Origin of the sequence: Mesorhizobium sp. LCM 4577 (genome assembly GCF_001854795.2) — a bacterium.
In the GTDB taxonomy this organism is placed as follows: domain Bacteria; phylum Pseudomonadota; class Alphaproteobacteria; order Rhizobiales; family Rhizobiaceae; genus Mesorhizobium; species Mesorhizobium plurifarium.
Map to the genome: position 1 here is coordinate 14,279 of NZ_MDDU01000023.1, position 16,939 is coordinate 31,217.

A 16,939-nucleotide genomic window follows, 5' to 3' on the forward strand; every position below is an offset into this window, starting at 1 on the left:
GCTTAAGGCGATGCGGCGCACAACGGCAGCCAGGCCAACCGGTCCACGGGTTGCGGCTCAACAGAACCAGCAGCTCACCCAGATAGCCGACGCGATAGCCGACGCGATGGCAGCGCGCTGATGGCCAGTTGCGACGACAGTTTCGACATCATCGTCGCCGGAGCCGGACCGGTTGGACTTTCCTTCGCCGCATCGCTTGCAAAGAGCGATCTCAAAGTGGCGGTGGTTGAGCAGCAGCCCTTCGAAAGCCTGGCAAAGCCGCCTTCCGACGGTCGCGAGATCGCGCTGACCTTCGCCTCCATCAACATCCTTCGCGAGCTCGGCGCCTGGGATGCCATCTCCGTTAATCACAAGTCACCAGTGCAAGGCGCGCGCGTGCTCAACGGATCGAGCCCTTTCGCTCTGTGTTTCGATCCTCCAAGAGGATCTGCAGAACCACTCGGATTTCTGATCCCAAATTGTYGGATCCGCGATGCCCTGTTCAAGATCATCCGCTCGCACCACCGTGTCCAGCTGCTATGCGGCCACTCGGTCGTTGCTGTAACCAACAGCCCCAAAGGAGCGGTCGTAAATCTTTCCGACGGCAGGCGGTTGACCGCTCGGCTTTTCGTCGCAGCAGATTCGCGTCTGTCGCGAACGCGCGACCTGCTCGGCATCGCCGCCGACATCAATCGGCTTGGCAGCTCGATGGTGATTTGCCGGGTCAGGCACGAACGCGCCCACCATCAGCTCGCAATCGAATGGTTCGATCACCATCAGACCATAGCGATCTTGCCGCTGATGGAAGGCGAGTCGTCATTGCTTGTCACGTTGCGCGCAAATGACGCCAATAGACTTCTTGCCTTAGACGACGATCTGTTCCTGATCGAATTGACGGACCGGTGTCGAGGGCGCCTCGGAAAAATGACCCTTGCAAGCAAACGCCATATCTATCCGTTGGTCACGACCTGGGCGCACAGCTTCTGGGCTCCAAGCGCCGCACTCGTTGGCGACGCTGCCGTCGGCATGCACCCGGTGACCGCCCATGGCTTCAACATCGGCCTCGACGGTCAAAAGCGACTCGCCCACGGAATACTGACGGCTATTCGCAACGGTCACGACATTGCCGACCCCGACATGTTGAGCAGCTATGAGAGCCGCCTGCGCTTGAGGGCCGCACCTCTTTATCACGCTACCAATCTACTGGTCGGGATCTACTCGAACGAGCACCCGGCGGCCCGATTCGCAAGACATGTGGGGCTTCGCTTGGGGCAATATCTTCCGTTCGTCCGACACGGCATTGCGAACATGCTTGGGCGATGAAAAAGCTTCCGGTAGATTTCGGGCTGTTGCGGCGGATGGATTGCCAGGTGCGTTGCGCCGTTCCGCCGAGCAAGTTGCCGTCCCTGGCTCGCAATTCAGCAGGGATTTCCGGCTGGAGTCCTTCGTTCCCGAGTTTCTGGGTGACATTTTCGTCGATCCACGGGGTCGCGTTGGCTGAAGGAAACGGGGCCTCTGCCGGATCTTGCCCCAGCCTGCATCGCGTATGCTGGCACAAATGCTCCCGTCCGCAGGATAGGCGAAGCGCCCCGGTCCATGTCTCGCCACCGGCACCGCCCCGTTGTCGGGCTGCCGTCTTTTTTCTTTGCCGGAACGCCAGTCAGCCGGCGAACAATTCTCGGTAGCCTGTCGTCACCATCCAGTTCGCCCGATCAAGATGGCTGCGGGCCGCATTGCGGGCTCGTTCCGGTTCCCGTTCGGGATCGATGCCGAGGATCAGCTGCGCCATTTCCTCGTAGCTGGCACTGTCGGCGGCGGCATCCAGGAACTGCATATAGGTCGTAAAATGCTCTTTGTCGTAAGCCGTGAGGCTATCTGACCAGGGAACTTCGTCTTGCATTTCGGTGTCCGAGTGGCTTTGAGCGAGTTTCGGCTTCCGGGCGCGTCTCCCAACGATCCCATTTGTGTTTTGAACGGCTCACTATAACGAATAGGAACGATCGTTCCTAGAACGATAGTTCCGGTTCTGGTCGGTATATCGCCATGGACCTCAAAGAGGTGATGGCGATCAACATGCGTCGCGTGCGCTATCATCAGGACCTGACGCAGGAGGAATTGGCGGCTCTCGCGCAGCTTAGCATGCGTTATGTGGGCTCAATCGAGCGCGGCCGCGTCTCCGCGAGCGTAAGTGTCCTCGGTCGGCTCGCAAAAGCTCTTAATGTTGATCCTTGCGAACTGATCAAGCCGCCCCGCTGATCAAACAATCCATATTCTCCGTCGGCATGACTCGTTGGATGGCGGCGTTCAACCCTTCAACTGAGCGGCTGCGCGCAGACGGCGCTCATCGGACGCTCGCGAAATCGAGTCTGCTCGGCGATGCGGTCGGCTCGAGTGGCCGCGTCAGCCGATTTCCGCCGTGACAGCAAAACAGCAATATCGTTGAGGGGTTCGACCGCCAGAAGCGGTTGTGGTCGATTGTCTGCTAGTGCTTCGGGGTTCAGCAGTCGTTGAACAATGATGTAACGTAAGTTTCACAAAAATGGCTTTTATTGTTAGTCATATCGTGTAATGTGCCATGATGCTTTGGTGGTCTGGAGGAAGATTGTAGAAAATATTGGGTCGTCTTCGTTATTGATTTAAGGTCGGCAACCGGATTCATAATTATGATAAGAGATGTGACCGTAACCGCGAACTCTAACAATGGAACTCGCCAAGCATCCACCGCATCGGCTTTGCGGACTCTGGTATGTTCGAATGAAATCGCTTTCCTTATGGAGGCCCATGACGCGCTGTCGGCGTCGGTCGCGGAGGCCGCCGGCTTTCGAGGTCTGTGGGCCTCAGGATTGTCGATCTCGTCCTGCCTGGGCTATCGCGATGCGAACGAAGCGTCCTGGACTGAGATCGTCGATGCTGTTCACAGAATCGTCGAGGCCACGCAAATACCTGTTCTTGTCGACGGCGACAGCGGATTCGGGAATTTCAACAACGCGCGCCTGTTCGCGCGCAAGCTGCACCAACGCGGGGCGGCCGGTGTCTGCGTCGAGGATAAGAGCTTCCCAAAAAAGAACTCGTTTGTCGCAGATCGGCACTCACTCGCTGAGATCGGTGAGTTCTGCGGACGTCTGCAGGCTATTCGGGACCACGTGCCGGATCCGGAATTTGTTGTGGTCGCACGTATCGAGGCACTCATCGCAGGGCATGGTCAAGATGAGGCGCTGACGCGGGCGCATGCCTATGCTGACGCCGGCGCCGACGCGATCTTGATCCATTCGCGCAAACCAGACGCAGCCGAAATTCTCGCCTTCAGCCGCGCCTGGAGGAACCGTCTTCCGGTAGTGATCGTCCCGACGAAATATTACAACGCGCCGGTCGCGCAATACAGAGCGGCACAAATCTCAACCGTGATTTGGGCGAACCATAATATGCGCGCTGCGATCTCGGCCATGCGCCAGGTTTGCGACCGCATCATCCGCGACGAGAGCACCGCCGGCATCGAGCGCGACGTTGCGACGCTCGAAGACCTCTTTGATCTGCTGAAATATCAAGAGCTCTCCGCGGCCGAACAAAAATATCTGCCGCAAATTGCGAGCGGTGCCCAATAAAACGGGCCTGACTTCCCAAATCAAGGCAAGGAGGCGCCGATGCTTGCTCGACGCACAAGCTCGTTCGGTTCATCTGGAACCGCCGCGGCGCGGGCCGCCGCAAAACAGGCAGCCCACAACCGCCAAGAGGTGATCGACCTGACCGCTGGCGAGATCTGGAGCGAGCTCGCTCCGACCATTCGCGAAGGCGCGATCAATGCCGTCGACAACGGCGTCAATCGTTACACCGATACGATCGGCATGATGGAATTGCGCGAGGCGCTGGCGCGGAAGGTCTCCTTCGATACGGGTCAAACCTGGAAATCCGACGAGATCGCGGTAACGACAGGCGCCAAGCAAGCGCTCTTCAATACGACGATGGCGCTGGTGAATCCAGGTGACGAGGTGATTATCCCTTGTCCCTACTGGACGACGTTCTCGGCCCAGGTCGTGATTGCAGGTGGCAAGCCGGTTTTCGTCGACACGCGTTCCAACGCCTACGTCCCGCGGATCCAGGACATCGCTGCGGCATTGACCGAAAAGACCCGTGCCATCGTCGTCAATACGCCCGCCAACCCGTCGGGTGCGGTCTACGATTTCGATACGCTGACGGCGATCGCCCGACTGGCAATCAACCGCGACCTCTGGGTCATTTTCGATGAATGCTATGCCAACTTCGTCTACGGYCATCATGCCCATTACCCGATTGTCTCGGTTGTGCCCGAAGTCAGGTCTCGAACAATTGTCGTCAACGGATTCAGCAAGTCGCTGGCCCTGACGGGCTGGCGGATTGGCTATCTGGCGGCTCCAAAGGAAGTGGTCGATGCCGTCAGGGCCTTGCAGTCCCATACCACCTCAAATCCCAATGTGATCGCCCAACATGCGGTGCTGGCTCACCTTGAGCGGGGAGACGGCCGCCATGAGAGCAAGCTTGCCTTGCAGCTGGCAAGTTCCCGACAGATCGGTCTCAGCATCCTCTCCTCATTGAGGCGGATCCCCGCGCCTCGGGCGCAGGGCGGCATTTATTTCTATCTTGATCTTTCCAACTTGCGACCCGCACTCAAGAATGGTCCGGCGACAGCAGATGACGTTGTGACCTCGCTCCTTGCCGACGCCGGCGTCGCAGCTGTATCGGGCACCGCCTTCGGCGACCCCCTCGGTCTGCGTCTGTCCTATGGAATTCCTCCCGAAGAACTCGAAACCGGACTAACCCGGCTGGTTGATGTCCTCAACGGCTGGAAATGATCGAAGAAAGGGGGATCGACATGCCTGTCGCCGCGCCCAAGAAGGCCGTCATTCTCGCCGCCGGACTGGGCTCACGTCTGCGCCCGCTGACCGATCTGCGGCCGAAGCCCCTGATCGAAGTCAAAGGCACATCGATACTGCACAACGCGCTGCGAAACCTCGCAGCAATCGGCGTGGAAGAGGTCATAGTCGTCGTCGGCTACCGCAAAGACGCTATTCAATACGCATGTGGCAACCGCTTCCACGGCGTCGAGATCACGTATGTGGAGTCAACGGTTTTCGACCGCACCGGCAGCGCCTATTCGCTTTGGCTAGCCCGTAATATGCTGCTTTCGGGGGACTGCTATCTTCTCGAAGGCGACGTCTTCTTTGAACAGAATGCACTCCACTATCTTAACATTGTCGATGCCACCGACGTTGCCGCCGTTGTAACGTTCGACGCTACGATGCAAGGGTCTGCGGCGCTGCTTTCGGCGAGCGGATTGATCTCGACGTTCCGCACAAAGCAGACCGCGGCAGATCTTGCCGAAAGCGGGCCCAAGCTCTTCAAGACAATGAATCTACTGCGTTTGGCCGCGTCTACCCTCAGGGACCTCATCGTTCCCGCGCTTGACGAGGTCATCGGCTCAGGTGCTACGCAGGCGCACATAGAGGAACTTCTTGCCTATCTCGTGGAAAGGCGCGGGCTCCAACTAGCCGCGGCCTGTTGCGATGGCGTGAAGTGGTGCGAGATCGACAGTGCCGAGGATCTGCGCAGCGCGCACAGCATCTTTGCTGATGCCGCGCAGCCGCTCCACCCCGACCGGGCATAGCGCCTGCCATAATCAGCGAGGGAGGTCTCGATGATCCGCCTGCTTGTCGATCCGGCAAATGCAATGACCGCCATGGGCCTCGCACTCTCCTCGATCGGCATCGATTTCTCGATCGCCGGGTTTCCGGAGATCGGCGTGGCAATCGTTTTATGGGCGCTCTTGGCTGATCATTTCGACGGTGTCGTCGCGCGGCGAATGCGAGGCAGCCGTCCGGCGGAAACGGGAGAAGTCGGCAAGAATTTGGACTCGCTCGCCGATTTCGTCAGCGCTGGAATATTTCCAGCCGTGACCTTGATCGTCGTCGGGCACGGATCGCCACTGTGCGTTGTTTCTGGAGCCGTTCTCGTCGTCGCCAGCGCCTTGCGGCTGAGTTTCTTCAACGTGGTCGGGTCTCCGTCAGGGCGGTTCGTCGGAGTGCCGACAAGCTGGGTCATGCCGGTGACGGCAATTGTCTTCTTGCTTCGTCCCACTCTCCCCGAAAGTATTTTCGCCAAGCTGTTCGCGTTCCTCCTCATCCTGCTCGCCATTCTCCACGTCTCGCCGGTCCGTGTGCCTAAAACCGCGGGCTTCATGTATTTGGTCGTGACGGCGTTTTGCGTCGTTGCATCCGCGGCGCTCGCATTTCGGGGCGCGTCTTGAGGCCGGCGCGAAGTGTCGCGAGCACCGACGTGCCCTCTGTGTCCGGGCGACCGTGCTCAGCCATTGCGGCAGGGCGACGTAGGGCTGAACAATCGATAAGCCATGTCAAATCGCGCTTTGTTTCCTCATTCGTCCATCGCCCAGTTGCATGATGCAGCTTCGCGTTTGGCTCTGTCGCTCCCGAGGTCGCGCGCCGTTCGCAACAACGACAGCCACGACCTCAATTTTCTTGGCCCCTTGTCGGCACCCACGAAAACCAGGGAGCGCCTCATGAGCCGTCCCCAAACCAGCGCAATCGATCTTTCTACCGCGCTGCCGCCGTGCCCATCTTTTCTGGGAGAGGCTTTGTCTCGATCCCTCGTCGAACTGGCCTCGCAATCGCAGCTCCACTGGCGGATCCGCAAAAATCGGCCCGGTGGAGAGGAACGCGATCGCCAGATCGGCTCCATATGGATAAGCCCGCGCGTCGGTGAGATCCTCCCCGCCGATCGCATCCTGGTGACCAACGGCACCCAAAACGCGCTCGTCGTCATACTGCGGCACTTGTGCAAACCGGGTGACGTCATTGTGGCCGAAAAGCTGGCTTATCTTCTGATACGCCCGATAGCCTTGTCGCTCGGCCTTATCGTGATTGGTGTCGAAATGGACGCGGAAGGGGTCGACCCGGCCGCGCTCGAGGCTGTATGCCGGCGAGCCAGTCCCAAACTTCTCTACTGCACCCCGACAGTCCAGAATCCCACCACGGCAGTCATGTCACAAAGTCGGCGAGCCGAAATTGTCCGCGTGGCGCGAACGCACAACATTGCGATCATCGAAGACGATGTGCTCGGCCGTCTCCATCCGGAAGCACCACCATCTCTGTACGCCCACGCCCCGGATACCACCTGGTATATTATGAGCGTTTCCAAGTGTTTCGCCATGGGCCTTAGACTGGCCTATCTGGCGCTGCCCGAGGGCCTCGCGGCGGCCAATGTATTGAGGCCGCATCTAAGGTCGTCGTCGATGTTTGCCAACTCTTTGTCCTGCGAGCTCGTTGCGCACTGGATCGAAGGGGACAACGCTCGGCAAATCGTCGACACCGCGCGTGTCGAAGTCACGGCAAGGCAACAATTGGCCCTGCAGCATCTTGGCCGATCCGGGGCCAAAACCGTGCCGGGGGCTTTGCACTTGTGGATAGAACTTCCTGCCAAGGCGAGCTGTGACGCAGTCGTCGAAGCCGCTCTGGCGGCTGGCGTCCAGATTAGATCCGCCAGGGTTTTTTCGGTGGACGATCAGCCACCTCCCAATGCGATCCGCGTGGCGATTACAGGTCCCCAGGATCACGCGCAGCTTCATGCCGGTTTGTCGATCGTCGCGGAAATCCTTTCCGCCCATCTCTCACACGACCCACCATGAAAACGGAAACAGTCGATCCATCAAGACAAGGAATACCGGAAATGAGCACAACAGACCGTCAAATAATGACCACCGCGCCTGCGGATCTGTTTGCGGGAGCCGCTTACTATTTTGCGCGCTACCAAGCAGACTATCCAGCCGCGATGTTCGATTTCTTGACACAAAATTACCTTTCCGGCCGAGAGCCGGCCGTCTTGCTCGATCTTGGCTGTGGAACGGGCCAGATCAGTGTTCCGCTTGCTCGATTTGCCGATGAAGTCATCGCCGTCGACCCCGATCAAGGCATGATCGATGAGGCACGCCAATACGCCGCCAGGTCCGGCGCTCGCAACGTCTCCTTCGTGACGGGAAAATCCGAGGAGCTTGGCTTGGACATCGGCCCGTTTTCCCTGGTCACGATAGCGGGCGCGTTCCATTGGATGGATCGGGAGCGGGTCCTGAAGTACCTTGAGAAGGTGGCGGCGCACGACTGTGCTATCGCTGTCATTTCGAGGCAGCGTTCGAACTGTTCACCCGATGATTGGTGGTTGGAACAACTCGCCTACACCGAGGCTTTCTGGGGCGGCTTCTTTCCGGCGGGGAGGGAAGGTATCCGACCTGCCTTGAAGGAATCGAATGGTGTCATCCTTGCCCGTTCCGCCTTCAGCGACATTCAGGACAAAAGCTTTCCCTACGAACATCATTGGGATCTGGATTCGCTCGTCGGCTATATCTTGTCTACATCCAAGGCTTGCCCCGGGGTACTCGGCGACCGACGGCCGGTATTCGAGGATGGCTTGCGGTCCCGGCTCTCGGCGATGTCGCCTACCGGGACCTTCATCGAGCGCGGCGTCGCTTCTTTGCTCTTGGCAGCGCGGCCATAACGAGCAGTGTCTCGCCCGTATATGGCGCGGATCATCTCAACCTCGTTCAGCCTGTCGCGCCGAGGCTTGGCGGGACATGCTGAACGGCTGACATTATGCAGAAACCGCTTCCAGTTTGTATGGCAACTGCTTCAAACGACCATGGAACTCACGAGCGCCATAGCTCAACATATGGTTCGCATGATCATAAACGAGCCGAACGCCCTTATCGACGAAGGACCCCACGTCGCTATGGTTGACGAGCGTGCCGCAGACCTTGCCTGCGTCCACTATCGTTTTGATCGCACGATCGACGACTTCTGCAACGGCCTGCGGCTTGTTGCCTTGCTGCCATTCGTAGGTGATGGGCTGAGCGCCGATCGTGAGGGCTAGGTCCCCAGGAGCAACCAAATAGGCGTCGACGCCTTCGACGGCCATGATTTGCGGCAAGTTGTTGACTGCCTCGATGGTCTCAATCATCAGGATAAGCAACCGGTCCTGGTGATCGAATGGCGCGGAGAACCTGAACCGGTCCACGATGCTCTGGGCTACTTTCGCGTCCGACACCAGCGGGATCATCAGACCGTCGACGCCGCATTCGAGATACTTGGTCACCATCCATGGCGAGGGATCTTCCGGCCGCAGGATCGAAACGATTCCGGACAGACTCGAAGCGCGCGCCATCTCCTCCACCCGTTCCGGACCGGCCGAACCGTGTTCACAGTCGATCAGGACGGCATCGAACCCGCATTCAGCCAGTTTTTCCACTAGGCTGGGCGACGGATGACTGGAGTGTACCAGGGTGCCGATGCCCCCGCAGCGGAGTTTTTCTTTTAGCGCGCGAGAGGCCGACAAGTCACGCTTTAGGAATGATGCCATTGATAACACCTTTGATTGAGAAGTGGCTGGGGTCAGGATCGGTCAATGCAATGGCAAGAGATCGGAGACGTCACGTCCCATCTGCTCCAGTGCCTGCTTGGGTGCGACTTTCAGCAAAACCACCGACGCCAAGTGATTCTTTATCACGGTGGTGATCTTGACTGAGTTCTCGCCCGGGAACGCTTCCCATGGTCCCATCACCGACAACGCCGGGATCAGCGCCTGGAGGTTGGGACGCGATGCATAATATTGCCGGAGTGCTTCGGTGCTGAGCGCGAGATCGTTGGCCGGCAGATAAGCCGTGCGCGTCGCCACGATCGTCTGCCCCGCGACACCTGAAGCGAACTTCATGAACTCCCATGCCTTTTGTCGCTGCTCCGGATCCTTGGAGAACATGATGCTGATGGGGCCGGCGGCGGGCAGGTGACCGGCTTCATTCGCAACCGGGAACGGCCGCATCGCAATTTGAAACTGTCCTTCGGCGCGTTTGGCGATAGCCGCGTAACTGCTGCTTGACGTACACAGGATGCCAATCCGACCCGCGGAAAATGCCTGTCGTGCCTGGTCGCGTGACATGTCCGCTCGCGCTTGTCCGCATGCGCCGAAATCCCGCAAAATTCCAAGGGCGGCGAGCCCTTCGGGCCCGACAAATCCGACGTTCTGTCCGTCATCGGCCAAGATGCGGCCGCCAAACCCATTCAAGAGGCAATGGAACGTCCAGTTGCCGCCGTTGTCGTACTCCATAAACGCGCCCACGACCTGGCCTTTGCCCATGGCATCGAGTTTGCGGCCCAGCGCCGTGATTGCTTCCCAGGAGTCCGGCGGCTCGCTGACGCCAATTCGCTTCAAGAGGTCGAGATTATAGAGGATCACCGGCATCGAGACCGCAAAGCCAAGGCCATGCATGCTTGCTCCAAAGCGGCCGATTCGTGTCACGGCCGGTGAGAAACTTTGTCCCCAGCCGGCTTCGTTGCGCTGATAATCATCCAGGCTTTGCGCAAGCTTTCTGTCGGCGAATACACGAAGACAGTTCGGACTGATGAACAGGATGTCCGGCAGTTCCCCAATCATTGCCGAGCGCAGCACGGTTGTGATGGCGGTCTCATCCTCTCGAATCGAGGTGTCTATGTTCAACGCAACGTCATGTCCCGCCTGATAAGCAGCTCCCAGCGCCGAATACATGTCGGCGAATATGGAGGGGAGCGCGACTACGCGCAGCGCATCCGAGGGCGCCGCGCGCGCGAGAGACCCCGTGGTAAGGAAGATGGACGATGAACCGGCGAGAAAATGGCGCCGCGTGATTTCGAACATTGGTCGATCCTCATTTTATTTGTGAGCTGCGTTCATTTCACAGACCCACCAGTCATTCCCTCCACGAACCACTTCTGCGCGGCCAGGAATGCGATGAGCAATGGGGCGACGACCAGTGTCGATGCGGCCATCAATGGGCCGTAGTCATTCCCGGCCTCTTCGTTCTTGAAAGCCATGATCCCGAGCGGCGCAGGCATCAGGTTGCCGTCGCGCACCGCAATCAGCGGCCAGAAAAGATCGTTCCAGTGGGCTACAACCGAGAAGATGGAAAACGCGATGACGGCAGGCAGCGCCATCGGCACCATGATTTTCCAGACGATGGCAAGTTCGCACAGGCCATCGAGCCGAGCCGCGTGGACAATGTCGTTCGGGATCTTCTTGAAGAATTGGCGGAAGAGAAAAATACCGAACGGTGAGACGACGTATGGAATAACCAGGGCCAGGTACGTGTTCAGGATGTCGAGCTTGTAGCAGAGGATGAACAAGGGAAGGGACAGCACCTGGTGGGGCAGAAACAGCCCGACGAGAACCATGGCGAAAATGAAATCGCGACCCCAGAACTTGAGCTTGGCCAGAGCGTAAGCCGCCGGCGCGCACACGAGAATTTGTGCTGCCAGGATCAGAGCGCAGACAAGCAGGCCGTTGCCCATGTAGCGCGGCAGAGGCACCGAAGTGATCGCCTTGGCGTAATTGTCGACACCATAAAATTGCGCCGGAAGGACCGAGAAGGTCGCACGAAAAATCTCACCAGGCGATTTGAGCGACAGGCTGACCATCCAAATGAAGGGTACGAGAATGAATGCGGACGTGAGGACCAGCACGCCGTGGCGCAGGATGGCGGCCGCAGGAGAAAGGCGGATCGCGCTCATTGATAGTGTACCCGTTTGTCCATGCGACCTACCTGGAGCAGGGTCAGCGCCACGACGATTGCGAGAAAGACGATGGCGACCGCGGCGCCATAGCCGGCGCGCAAATATTCAAAACTTTCCCGGTAGATCGTGTAGAGCAGCATTTCCGAGGAGTGGCCCGGGCCGCCTTGGGTCAGGATCTGGACCGTGTCGAAGGTTTCGAAAGCTCTAAGCGCCACAACGATGACGACGAACATGGACACCGGTCCAAGCATTGGAATGGTGACGGTCCGCAGGCGATCGAGCCAGTGATCGGCCCCGTCAACCTCAGCGGCGTCGTATAAATCAAGCGGGATCGACTTCAGCCCCGCCATGAAGAGCACCATGGCGTAACCGAGATTCTGCCAGATGCCGATAACGGCGAGAACAGGCAGGGCCGTCGTTTCATCGCGCAGCCAGTTGGCGACAGGTAAACCAAGGGCCGCGAGGCTGTGGTTGATCAGGCCGATGGTGGGATGCAGCAAGGCCTCCCACGAGATCGCCATTGCAGTTGCCGTGGCCATGAAGGGCAAGAAATGAACCGCTCGATAAAGAGCGCGGCACGAATGGCTGCTCTCTATGAGCAGCGCGATCAAAAGTCCTGCAAGGACGGTTCCCGGAACAACCATCACTGCATAAACGACAGTGTTGATCAGCGACGCTCGAAAACCCTCGTCAAAGATGACTTCGCGGAAGTTTGCGACACCGACGAAGGAAAGCGAGCTGGCGCCGAACTGCCAGTCGCTGAACGCTATGACAAAAACGCCGATAACGGGCAGGAAGAACAGAACGACCAGAAAGATGAGAGCAGGCGCAATAAGTGCCCAACCCCACATTGCCTCGTGCAACGAGTGTCTTCGTGGCAGCGAGACGCGCGACGATAGCGTCCCCACGACCGCTTCCGCGGGCTGCGCAAGCCGACTGACAGCAGGTAGGCTTGCGCTCATCAGGCCCATTCCCTGGCTGGCGTGGACGAGTGAGCGCTCGAGCCGTCTCGCGCACGAACCCGACGACCGTCGCGGTTGAAGACGAGCAGCTGGTCCGATCTGACTGAGACATGCAGCGTCTGTCCGGCTACAATATGGGGTGCGCGATCAGCGGAAAGCCTGGCTATCAACGGTTGCTCGAGGCCGGACGGGTCGAAGTAGACGAACAAATCGGAGCCCATATGCTCGACCATGCGTACCGAGCCGGTGATCACCCCCGGACCGGAATGTTCAGCAAACTGGAAAGCCTCTGGGCGGATGCCGACAATGAATTTGGACCCTGGCGCAATCTCGCAAGCAACCGAAAGGGCGGAGCCCGCAAGATCGACCAAGCCAGGTTCGCGCATTGTTGCGTCCACCATGTTGATCTTTGGCGATCCGAGGAACTCGGCCACGCGTATGTCGTTCGGGTCGGCATAGATCTCCTGCGGCGGGGCAACTTGCAACATCTCACCGTCGCGCATCACAACGACACGATCAGACATCGTCATCGCTTCCGCCTGGTCGTGCGTCACATAGACAAATGTCACCCCAAGGCGCCTGTGCAGGTCCTTGATCTCGGCACGCATTTGGACCCTCAGCTTGGCGTCGAGATTGCTGAGCGGCTCGTCCATCAAAAACACGGCAGGATGGCGCACTATGGCGCGACCGACCGCCACCCGCTGACGTTGTCCGCCGGACAGTTGTCCCGGTTTGCGATTGAGCAGATGCGCAATTCCGAGCGCTTCGGCGGTACGAAAAACCTCCATCTCGATCCCGCTTATCACCGGCCCGGAGCCTGGTAGCCATCGGCCGATGAGCGGCAGGCGCTGCGCGCGGCTCAGCCGTCGCATTCGCAACGGCAGGGCGATGTTCGCGGCGACACTCATATGCGGGTAAAGCGCATAGGATTGGAACACCATCGCCACGTCGCGACGCTTCGGGCGTACTCCATCCACCACACGACCGCCAATCTCGATGCTGCCCGTGTCCTGGACCTCGAGCCCGGCCAGTATGCGCAACAATGTCGATTTTCCGCATCCCGACGGGCCGAGCAGGGTCAGGAACTCGCCATCCGCAATCGAGAGCGAAACGTCATGCAGCACCCTTGTGGCCCCGAACGACTTGCGAATATTTCTTATGATAATCCCACTCACGCAGCGGCCTCCTCATTCCTCACGCAAGCGACGACTCGGCCAACTGACCTCGTCGCCGCGCACCTCGGATGGCAAAGGACGCAGCGCTCAAGCGGTCTGATAGACCAGCTGTCAAACGTGCCCAACGCAAGACGATTGGGTAGCCTGCGCCAGAATTGACGGCGACACGCAATGCGAGCTGTTGGCTCACATTGCACAAAGCAATAAGTAAGAAAGCCATGTCTATTGAGCGGAAATGTCATGCACCCATCCTGGGGCCGGAACTCATGGCGACGCGGTACCGCCGGGACACGACAGTCCGGTGACAAATATCGAATAATGTGATGAATGGTCCCAGTTTGGAGATGAATTGCCGTAAGGGATCAGCCCTCCAACTCTTTCCGGAGCTACCGATGACGAGCGAAGACGAAGCAGTGCCTTTGAACGCAATCCGCGCTTTCGTAACGATCGTGCGCGAAGGAAGCCTGACGCGGGCAGCCAGCGCATTAGGCACGACGCAGAGCTCCGTCAGCCGCTACCTAGCCGTTCTGGAAGGATATCTCGGGACAGACTTGATGGAACGGCGGGGCAGGCGAAGCGAACTGACCGAGTTTGGAAGATTATTCGCCAACACTGTCTCCGAGCCGCTCGATACAGTGTGCTTCACCGCTCAAAGAATGCGGCGGCGGACGCGGCCGAACGCCAACCGGATTGTCGTGCGCACGTCACTTTCGACCTTTGCCTATTCATTCTTGATCCCAAATCTTCAGGCGTTCTCCACCGAAATGGGCGGCGTGATGGTTGACGTGATCAGTTCGCTTTCGCTGCCGACATCCACCGACGATTTCGACATCTTGATTACACGCGACCTTTCGGTCGTCGAACCTGCCGATCATTGGGAGATCTATAACGAGCAACTCGTGTGTGTGGGCCCTCCAAATCACATAGCAGGCAAAAGTCTTTCGGTCGTTCGCACCATGCCGATGATCAACGTCACATCTCGTCCCGACATACTCCCCACCTGGCTGCGAGGGATGAATCTGACGTCAAGGGATATCAAGTCGGGCGCGCGATACGATCACAATTACCTTGCGCTGCCTGCCGTGATGACAGGAAAAAGCCTTCTGGTAGCGCCCGAGATCATCGTCAGTGACCTGGTGCGCACTGGCGCTTTGAATGTGGTGCCGGGTTCGCTTACGCCAAGCGGAATGCAATACCGCGCCTATGCGGTCGACCGCTCCGACAATCCCGAACTCGCTCGCGCCTTTTGCCGGTGGTTGGCTCGACTGTGTAAGAAGGCGGCGATTTCGGAGGCTCGTTAACATCGCATTCGGCTATGGAAAGGTCTCAAAAATCGATCAATCCGTTTGATTGCCAACGACGTCGCCGAATACAGGAGGCAGTCATTCGATCATTCGTCGATTCCAGAGGCGCGCAAGATGCTGCAAACTGGTCAAAGCCCCAAGCACATCTGCGGAGCCTCCATGCTGACGAGCAGGGCATCTCTGCGAGCCCATGTCTGCGCCGGCCGTCTGGCCCACGTCATGGCGGCGCACAGTCCCTTGTCGGCAATCCTGGCCGAGGAAGCAGGCTTCCATGGCATCTGGGCCTCCGGTTTCGAACTTTCCGCTCTTTATGGACTGCCCGATGCAAGCCTTGTCTCCATGACGCGGCACCTCGACATGGTCCGTTCGATGGCCGAGCAGTCATCGCTGCCGATCATAGCTGATATCGACACGGGCTTCGGCAACGCCATCAACGTGATCTACGCCATCCAGCAATATGAGCGTGCGGGCGCCGCCGCGGTCGTCATTGAAGACAAAGCCTTTCCAAAGGTGACGAGCCTCCTGGCAGATGGTCGCCAGGAACTCATCCGGACCGAGGAATTCGTGGGAAAAATTCGGGCGGCCGTTGCCACGCGAACAGACGCGGACTTCCTCGTCATTGCGCGCACCGAAGCGCTGATCGCCGGACTGGGTGAAGCCGAGGCCTTGAAGCGGGCCGGGGCGTATGAAGAAGCTGGCGCCGACATGATCTTGATCCACTCCAAGCGGAAGATGCCCGACGAGGTGGAAAGTTTTGTACGAGCATGGCGCGGCGAAGCTCCGATAGTCATCGTGCCGACAGCCTATCCGGAAATGAACGAGGCGCGCATCCGCGCCCTCGGCAAGATTGCGATGGTGATCTATGGCAATCATGCTATTCGGGCAGCGGTCACCGCCATGAAGGACGTCTTTGCCCGCATCCGCGCCGACGGCGGCATTCACCGCATCGACCCCGAAATCGTGTCCGTTGAGGAAATCTTCCGACTGCAGAAAATGGACGCCGTCAAAGCGAACGAGAATCGGTTTCTGTGGTGACCTCACCAGGGCTACTTTAAAAACCCGGACCATCGAAAACAGGTCTGAGGATGACCTCCTGATGCAGCCAAGTTCGTCCGTTTCTGCGTCTTCGGTGTCGGGTTCGAGGTGCCGAGCTCATTTCGGTTTTCGGTTCGCAATGCGGGCGCTGGGCCTTAGGCGCCCGCGTGTCTCTCGTGGCAACGATTTTTCAATTGGATGGCGTGCGGCCGAGATTGTTGTCTTTCGATCCATGGAGCTCAGGCTGCTGCATGGTTCCGCCGCTTCGTGCGAGCAGGCGCCGCTTGGCCTGCTACTTTTCGCGCGCCGTATGCGTCGCAAGGCGCTTTATGGCAAATGAGGAAATGGAGGTTTCGCCGAATTGGAAATTTTCGAAAAGCTTGAAGCGTTGATCGATGCGCCGGGCGCGGAAACGGTCAATGAGGCACGCTCAATGCTGCGTCAGTTCGAGTCGGTCGTGACTGCCGACGCGATCCACCAATTCTTGCTGGACCTGATGACCTTGGTGTTTGTGGTGGACGCCGCTCCTCAAAATTATCACCCGCCGGTGCGCAAGCTCGTCAAGGTCCGGCTGGCAATGCTCAAGATGCTTGGCGAAGCCTCGGCGTGAACATCGGCCAGGCAAGCCTGTCGCGTGGCGCAAGCGCTATCAGCCGGATGGCGAAACGGCTGAATATCCGTCGCGGCTGCACGTTGAATGGCGCGTGCCGCGGATCCGGTGCTCATCGCCTGTCGGTTCGAATTGGATGCTGAAGAGACTCGAAACGCTGCTCTCGTTGGAATGCCAGCCGGAAGGTGACGGATTGGCGATCGCGTAACGCGCCGTGTCGGCGAACTTGGCCATGTCACCTTGGCAAGCTGCCCGCAGGCTTGCGCGACTGCGAATGCCGCGCGGCGGAAGGGCCTGG

General features: G+C 58.9%; 18 protein-coding genes. 11 read left to right on the plus strand and 7 right to left on the minus strand.

Going from position 1 to position 16,939, the window contains the following annotated elements; translation table 11 throughout:
• Positions 1–120: 120 nt before the first annotated feature.
• Positions 121–1,302 carry a 5-demethoxyubiquinol-8 5-hydroxylase UbiM gene (ubiM, locus tag LCM4577_RS21375; RefSeq protein ID WP_071073313.1) on the plus strand — a complete coding sequence of 394 codons (1,182 nt, stop codon included), beginning with the start codon at positions 121–123 and terminating at the stop codon, positions 1,300–1,302.
• 337 nt (positions 1,303–1,639) lie between these two features.
• Here ubiM and LCM4577_RS21380 read toward each other — a convergent pair whose 3' ends face one another.
• On the minus strand, positions 1,640–1,879 hold the full coding sequence (locus LCM4577_RS21380; protein WP_071073315.1) for a DNA -binding domain-containing protein: 240 nt from the start codon (positions 1,877–1,879) through the stop codon (positions 1,640–1,642).
• A 143-nt stretch (positions 1,880–2,022) separates the two neighbouring features.
• On the opposite strand from LCM4577_RS21380, the gene LCM4577_RS21385 reads away from it, so the two are divergent.
• The 7 genes from LCM4577_RS21385 (at position 2,023) to LCM4577_RS21415 (ending at position 8,514) form a co-directional block, all read left to right on the plus strand.
• Entirely contained in the window at positions 2,023–2,235 is a 213-nt protein-coding gene (locus LCM4577_RS21385; RefSeq protein WP_041005590.1) for a helix-turn-helix domain-containing protein, read from the plus strand.
• 407 nt (positions 2,236–2,642) lie between these two features.
• Positions 2,643–3,581 carry a phosphoenolpyruvate mutase gene (aepX, locus tag LCM4577_RS21390; RefSeq protein WP_042643717.1) on the plus strand — a complete coding sequence of 313 codons (939 nt, stop codon included), beginning with the start codon at positions 2,643–2,645 and terminating at the stop codon, positions 3,579–3,581.
• A gap of 39 nt (positions 3,582–3,620) precedes the next feature.
• The gene (locus LCM4577_RS21395; protein WP_040972958.1) at positions 3,621–4,805 is read left to right on the plus strand and encodes an aminotransferase class I/II-fold pyridoxal phosphate-dependent enzyme; all 1,185 of its coding nucleotides are present in this window, start codon (positions 3,621–3,623) and stop codon (positions 4,803–4,805) included.
• A 20-nt stretch (positions 4,806–4,825) separates the two neighbouring features.
• Positions 4,826–5,617 carry a phosphocholine cytidylyltransferase family protein gene (locus LCM4577_RS21400; RefSeq protein WP_071073317.1) on the plus strand — a complete coding sequence of 264 codons (792 nt, stop codon included), beginning with the start codon at positions 4,826–4,828 and terminating at the stop codon, positions 5,615–5,617.
• A gap of 30 nt (positions 5,618–5,647) precedes the next feature.
• On the plus strand, positions 5,648–6,256 hold the full coding sequence (locus tag LCM4577_RS21405; protein ID WP_040972959.1) for a phosphatidylcholine/phosphatidylserine synthase: 609 nt from the start codon (positions 5,648–5,650) through the stop codon (positions 6,254–6,256).
• Positions 6,257–6,526: 270 nt separating this feature from the next.
• Positions 6,527–7,651 carry a PLP-dependent aminotransferase family protein gene (locus LCM4577_RS21410; protein ID WP_157900490.1) on the plus strand — a complete coding sequence of 375 codons (1,125 nt, stop codon included), beginning with the start codon at positions 6,527–6,529 and terminating at the stop codon, positions 7,649–7,651.
• A 41-nt stretch (positions 7,652–7,692) separates the two neighbouring features.
• Positions 7,693–8,514, plus strand: a complete 822-nt coding sequence (locus LCM4577_RS21415; protein WP_157900491.1) for a class I SAM-dependent methyltransferase — start codon at positions 7,693–7,695, stop codon at positions 8,512–8,514.
• A 93-nt stretch (positions 8,515–8,607) separates the two neighbouring features.
• Here the strand turns inward: LCM4577_RS21415 and LCM4577_RS21420 are convergent, their stop codons facing one another.
• From LCM4577_RS21420 to LCM4577_RS21440, 5 genes are all read right to left on the minus strand, one after another.
• Complete coding sequence (locus tag LCM4577_RS21420) at positions 8,608–9,372, minus strand: HpcH/HpaI aldolase/citrate lyase family protein (RefSeq protein WP_083354806.1); 765 nt, start codon at positions 9,370–9,372, stop codon at positions 8,608–8,610.
• Positions 9,373–9,414: 42 nt separating this feature from the next.
• Positions 9,415–10,683, minus strand: coding sequence for an extracellular solute-binding protein (locus tag LCM4577_RS21425; protein ID WP_071073324.1), 1,269 nt, complete (start codon positions 10,681–10,683; stop codon positions 9,415–9,417).
• 32 nt (positions 10,684–10,715) lie between these two features.
• A complete protein-coding gene (locus LCM4577_RS21430) occupies positions 10,716–11,552 on the minus strand; it encodes a carbohydrate ABC transporter permease (protein WP_071073326.1) in 837 nt (278 codons plus the stop codon).
• Positions 11,549–12,406 carry a carbohydrate ABC transporter permease gene (locus LCM4577_RS21435; protein ID WP_244508402.1) on the minus strand — a complete coding sequence of 286 codons (858 nt, stop codon included), beginning with the start codon at positions 12,404–12,406 and terminating at the stop codon, positions 11,549–11,551. The genes LCM4577_RS21430 and LCM4577_RS21435 overlap by 4 nt, the downstream gene beginning before the upstream one ends.
• 110 nt (positions 12,407–12,516) lie before the next feature.
• On the minus strand, positions 12,517–13,692 hold the full coding sequence (locus LCM4577_RS21440; RefSeq protein WP_071073328.1) for an ABC transporter ATP-binding protein: 1,176 nt from the start codon (positions 13,690–13,692) through the stop codon (positions 12,517–12,519).
• Positions 13,693–14,084: 392 nt separating this feature from the next.
• On the opposite strand from LCM4577_RS21440, the gene LCM4577_RS21445 reads away from it, so the two are divergent.
• The 3 genes from LCM4577_RS21445 to LCM4577_RS21455 all read left to right on the plus strand — a co-directional run bounded on the left by LCM4577_RS21445 (position 14,085) and on the right by LCM4577_RS21455 (position 16,641).
• A complete protein-coding gene (locus tag LCM4577_RS21445; protein ID WP_041007060.1) occupies positions 14,085–14,993 on the plus strand; it encodes a LysR family transcriptional regulator in 909 nt (302 codons plus the stop codon).
• A gap of 45 nt (positions 14,994–15,038) precedes the next feature.
• Positions 15,039–16,031 carry a phosphonopyruvate hydrolase gene (locus tag LCM4577_RS21450; protein WP_244508398.1) on the plus strand — a complete coding sequence of 331 codons (993 nt, stop codon included), beginning with the start codon at positions 15,039–15,041 and terminating at the stop codon, positions 16,029–16,031.
• Between the two features lie 361 nt (positions 16,032–16,392).
• Positions 16,393–16,641 carry a hypothetical protein gene (locus LCM4577_RS21455; RefSeq protein WP_042643700.1) on the plus strand — a complete coding sequence of 83 codons (249 nt, stop codon included), beginning with the start codon at positions 16,393–16,395 and terminating at the stop codon, positions 16,639–16,641.
• Between the two features lie 39 nt (positions 16,642–16,680).
• Here LCM4577_RS21455 and LCM4577_RS21460 read toward each other — a convergent pair whose 3' ends face one another.
• Positions 16,681–16,875, minus strand: a complete 195-nt coding sequence (locus LCM4577_RS21460; RefSeq protein WP_040972968.1) for a hypothetical protein — start codon at positions 16,873–16,875, stop codon at positions 16,681–16,683.
• Between the last annotated feature and the right edge of the window lie 64 nt (positions 16,876–16,939).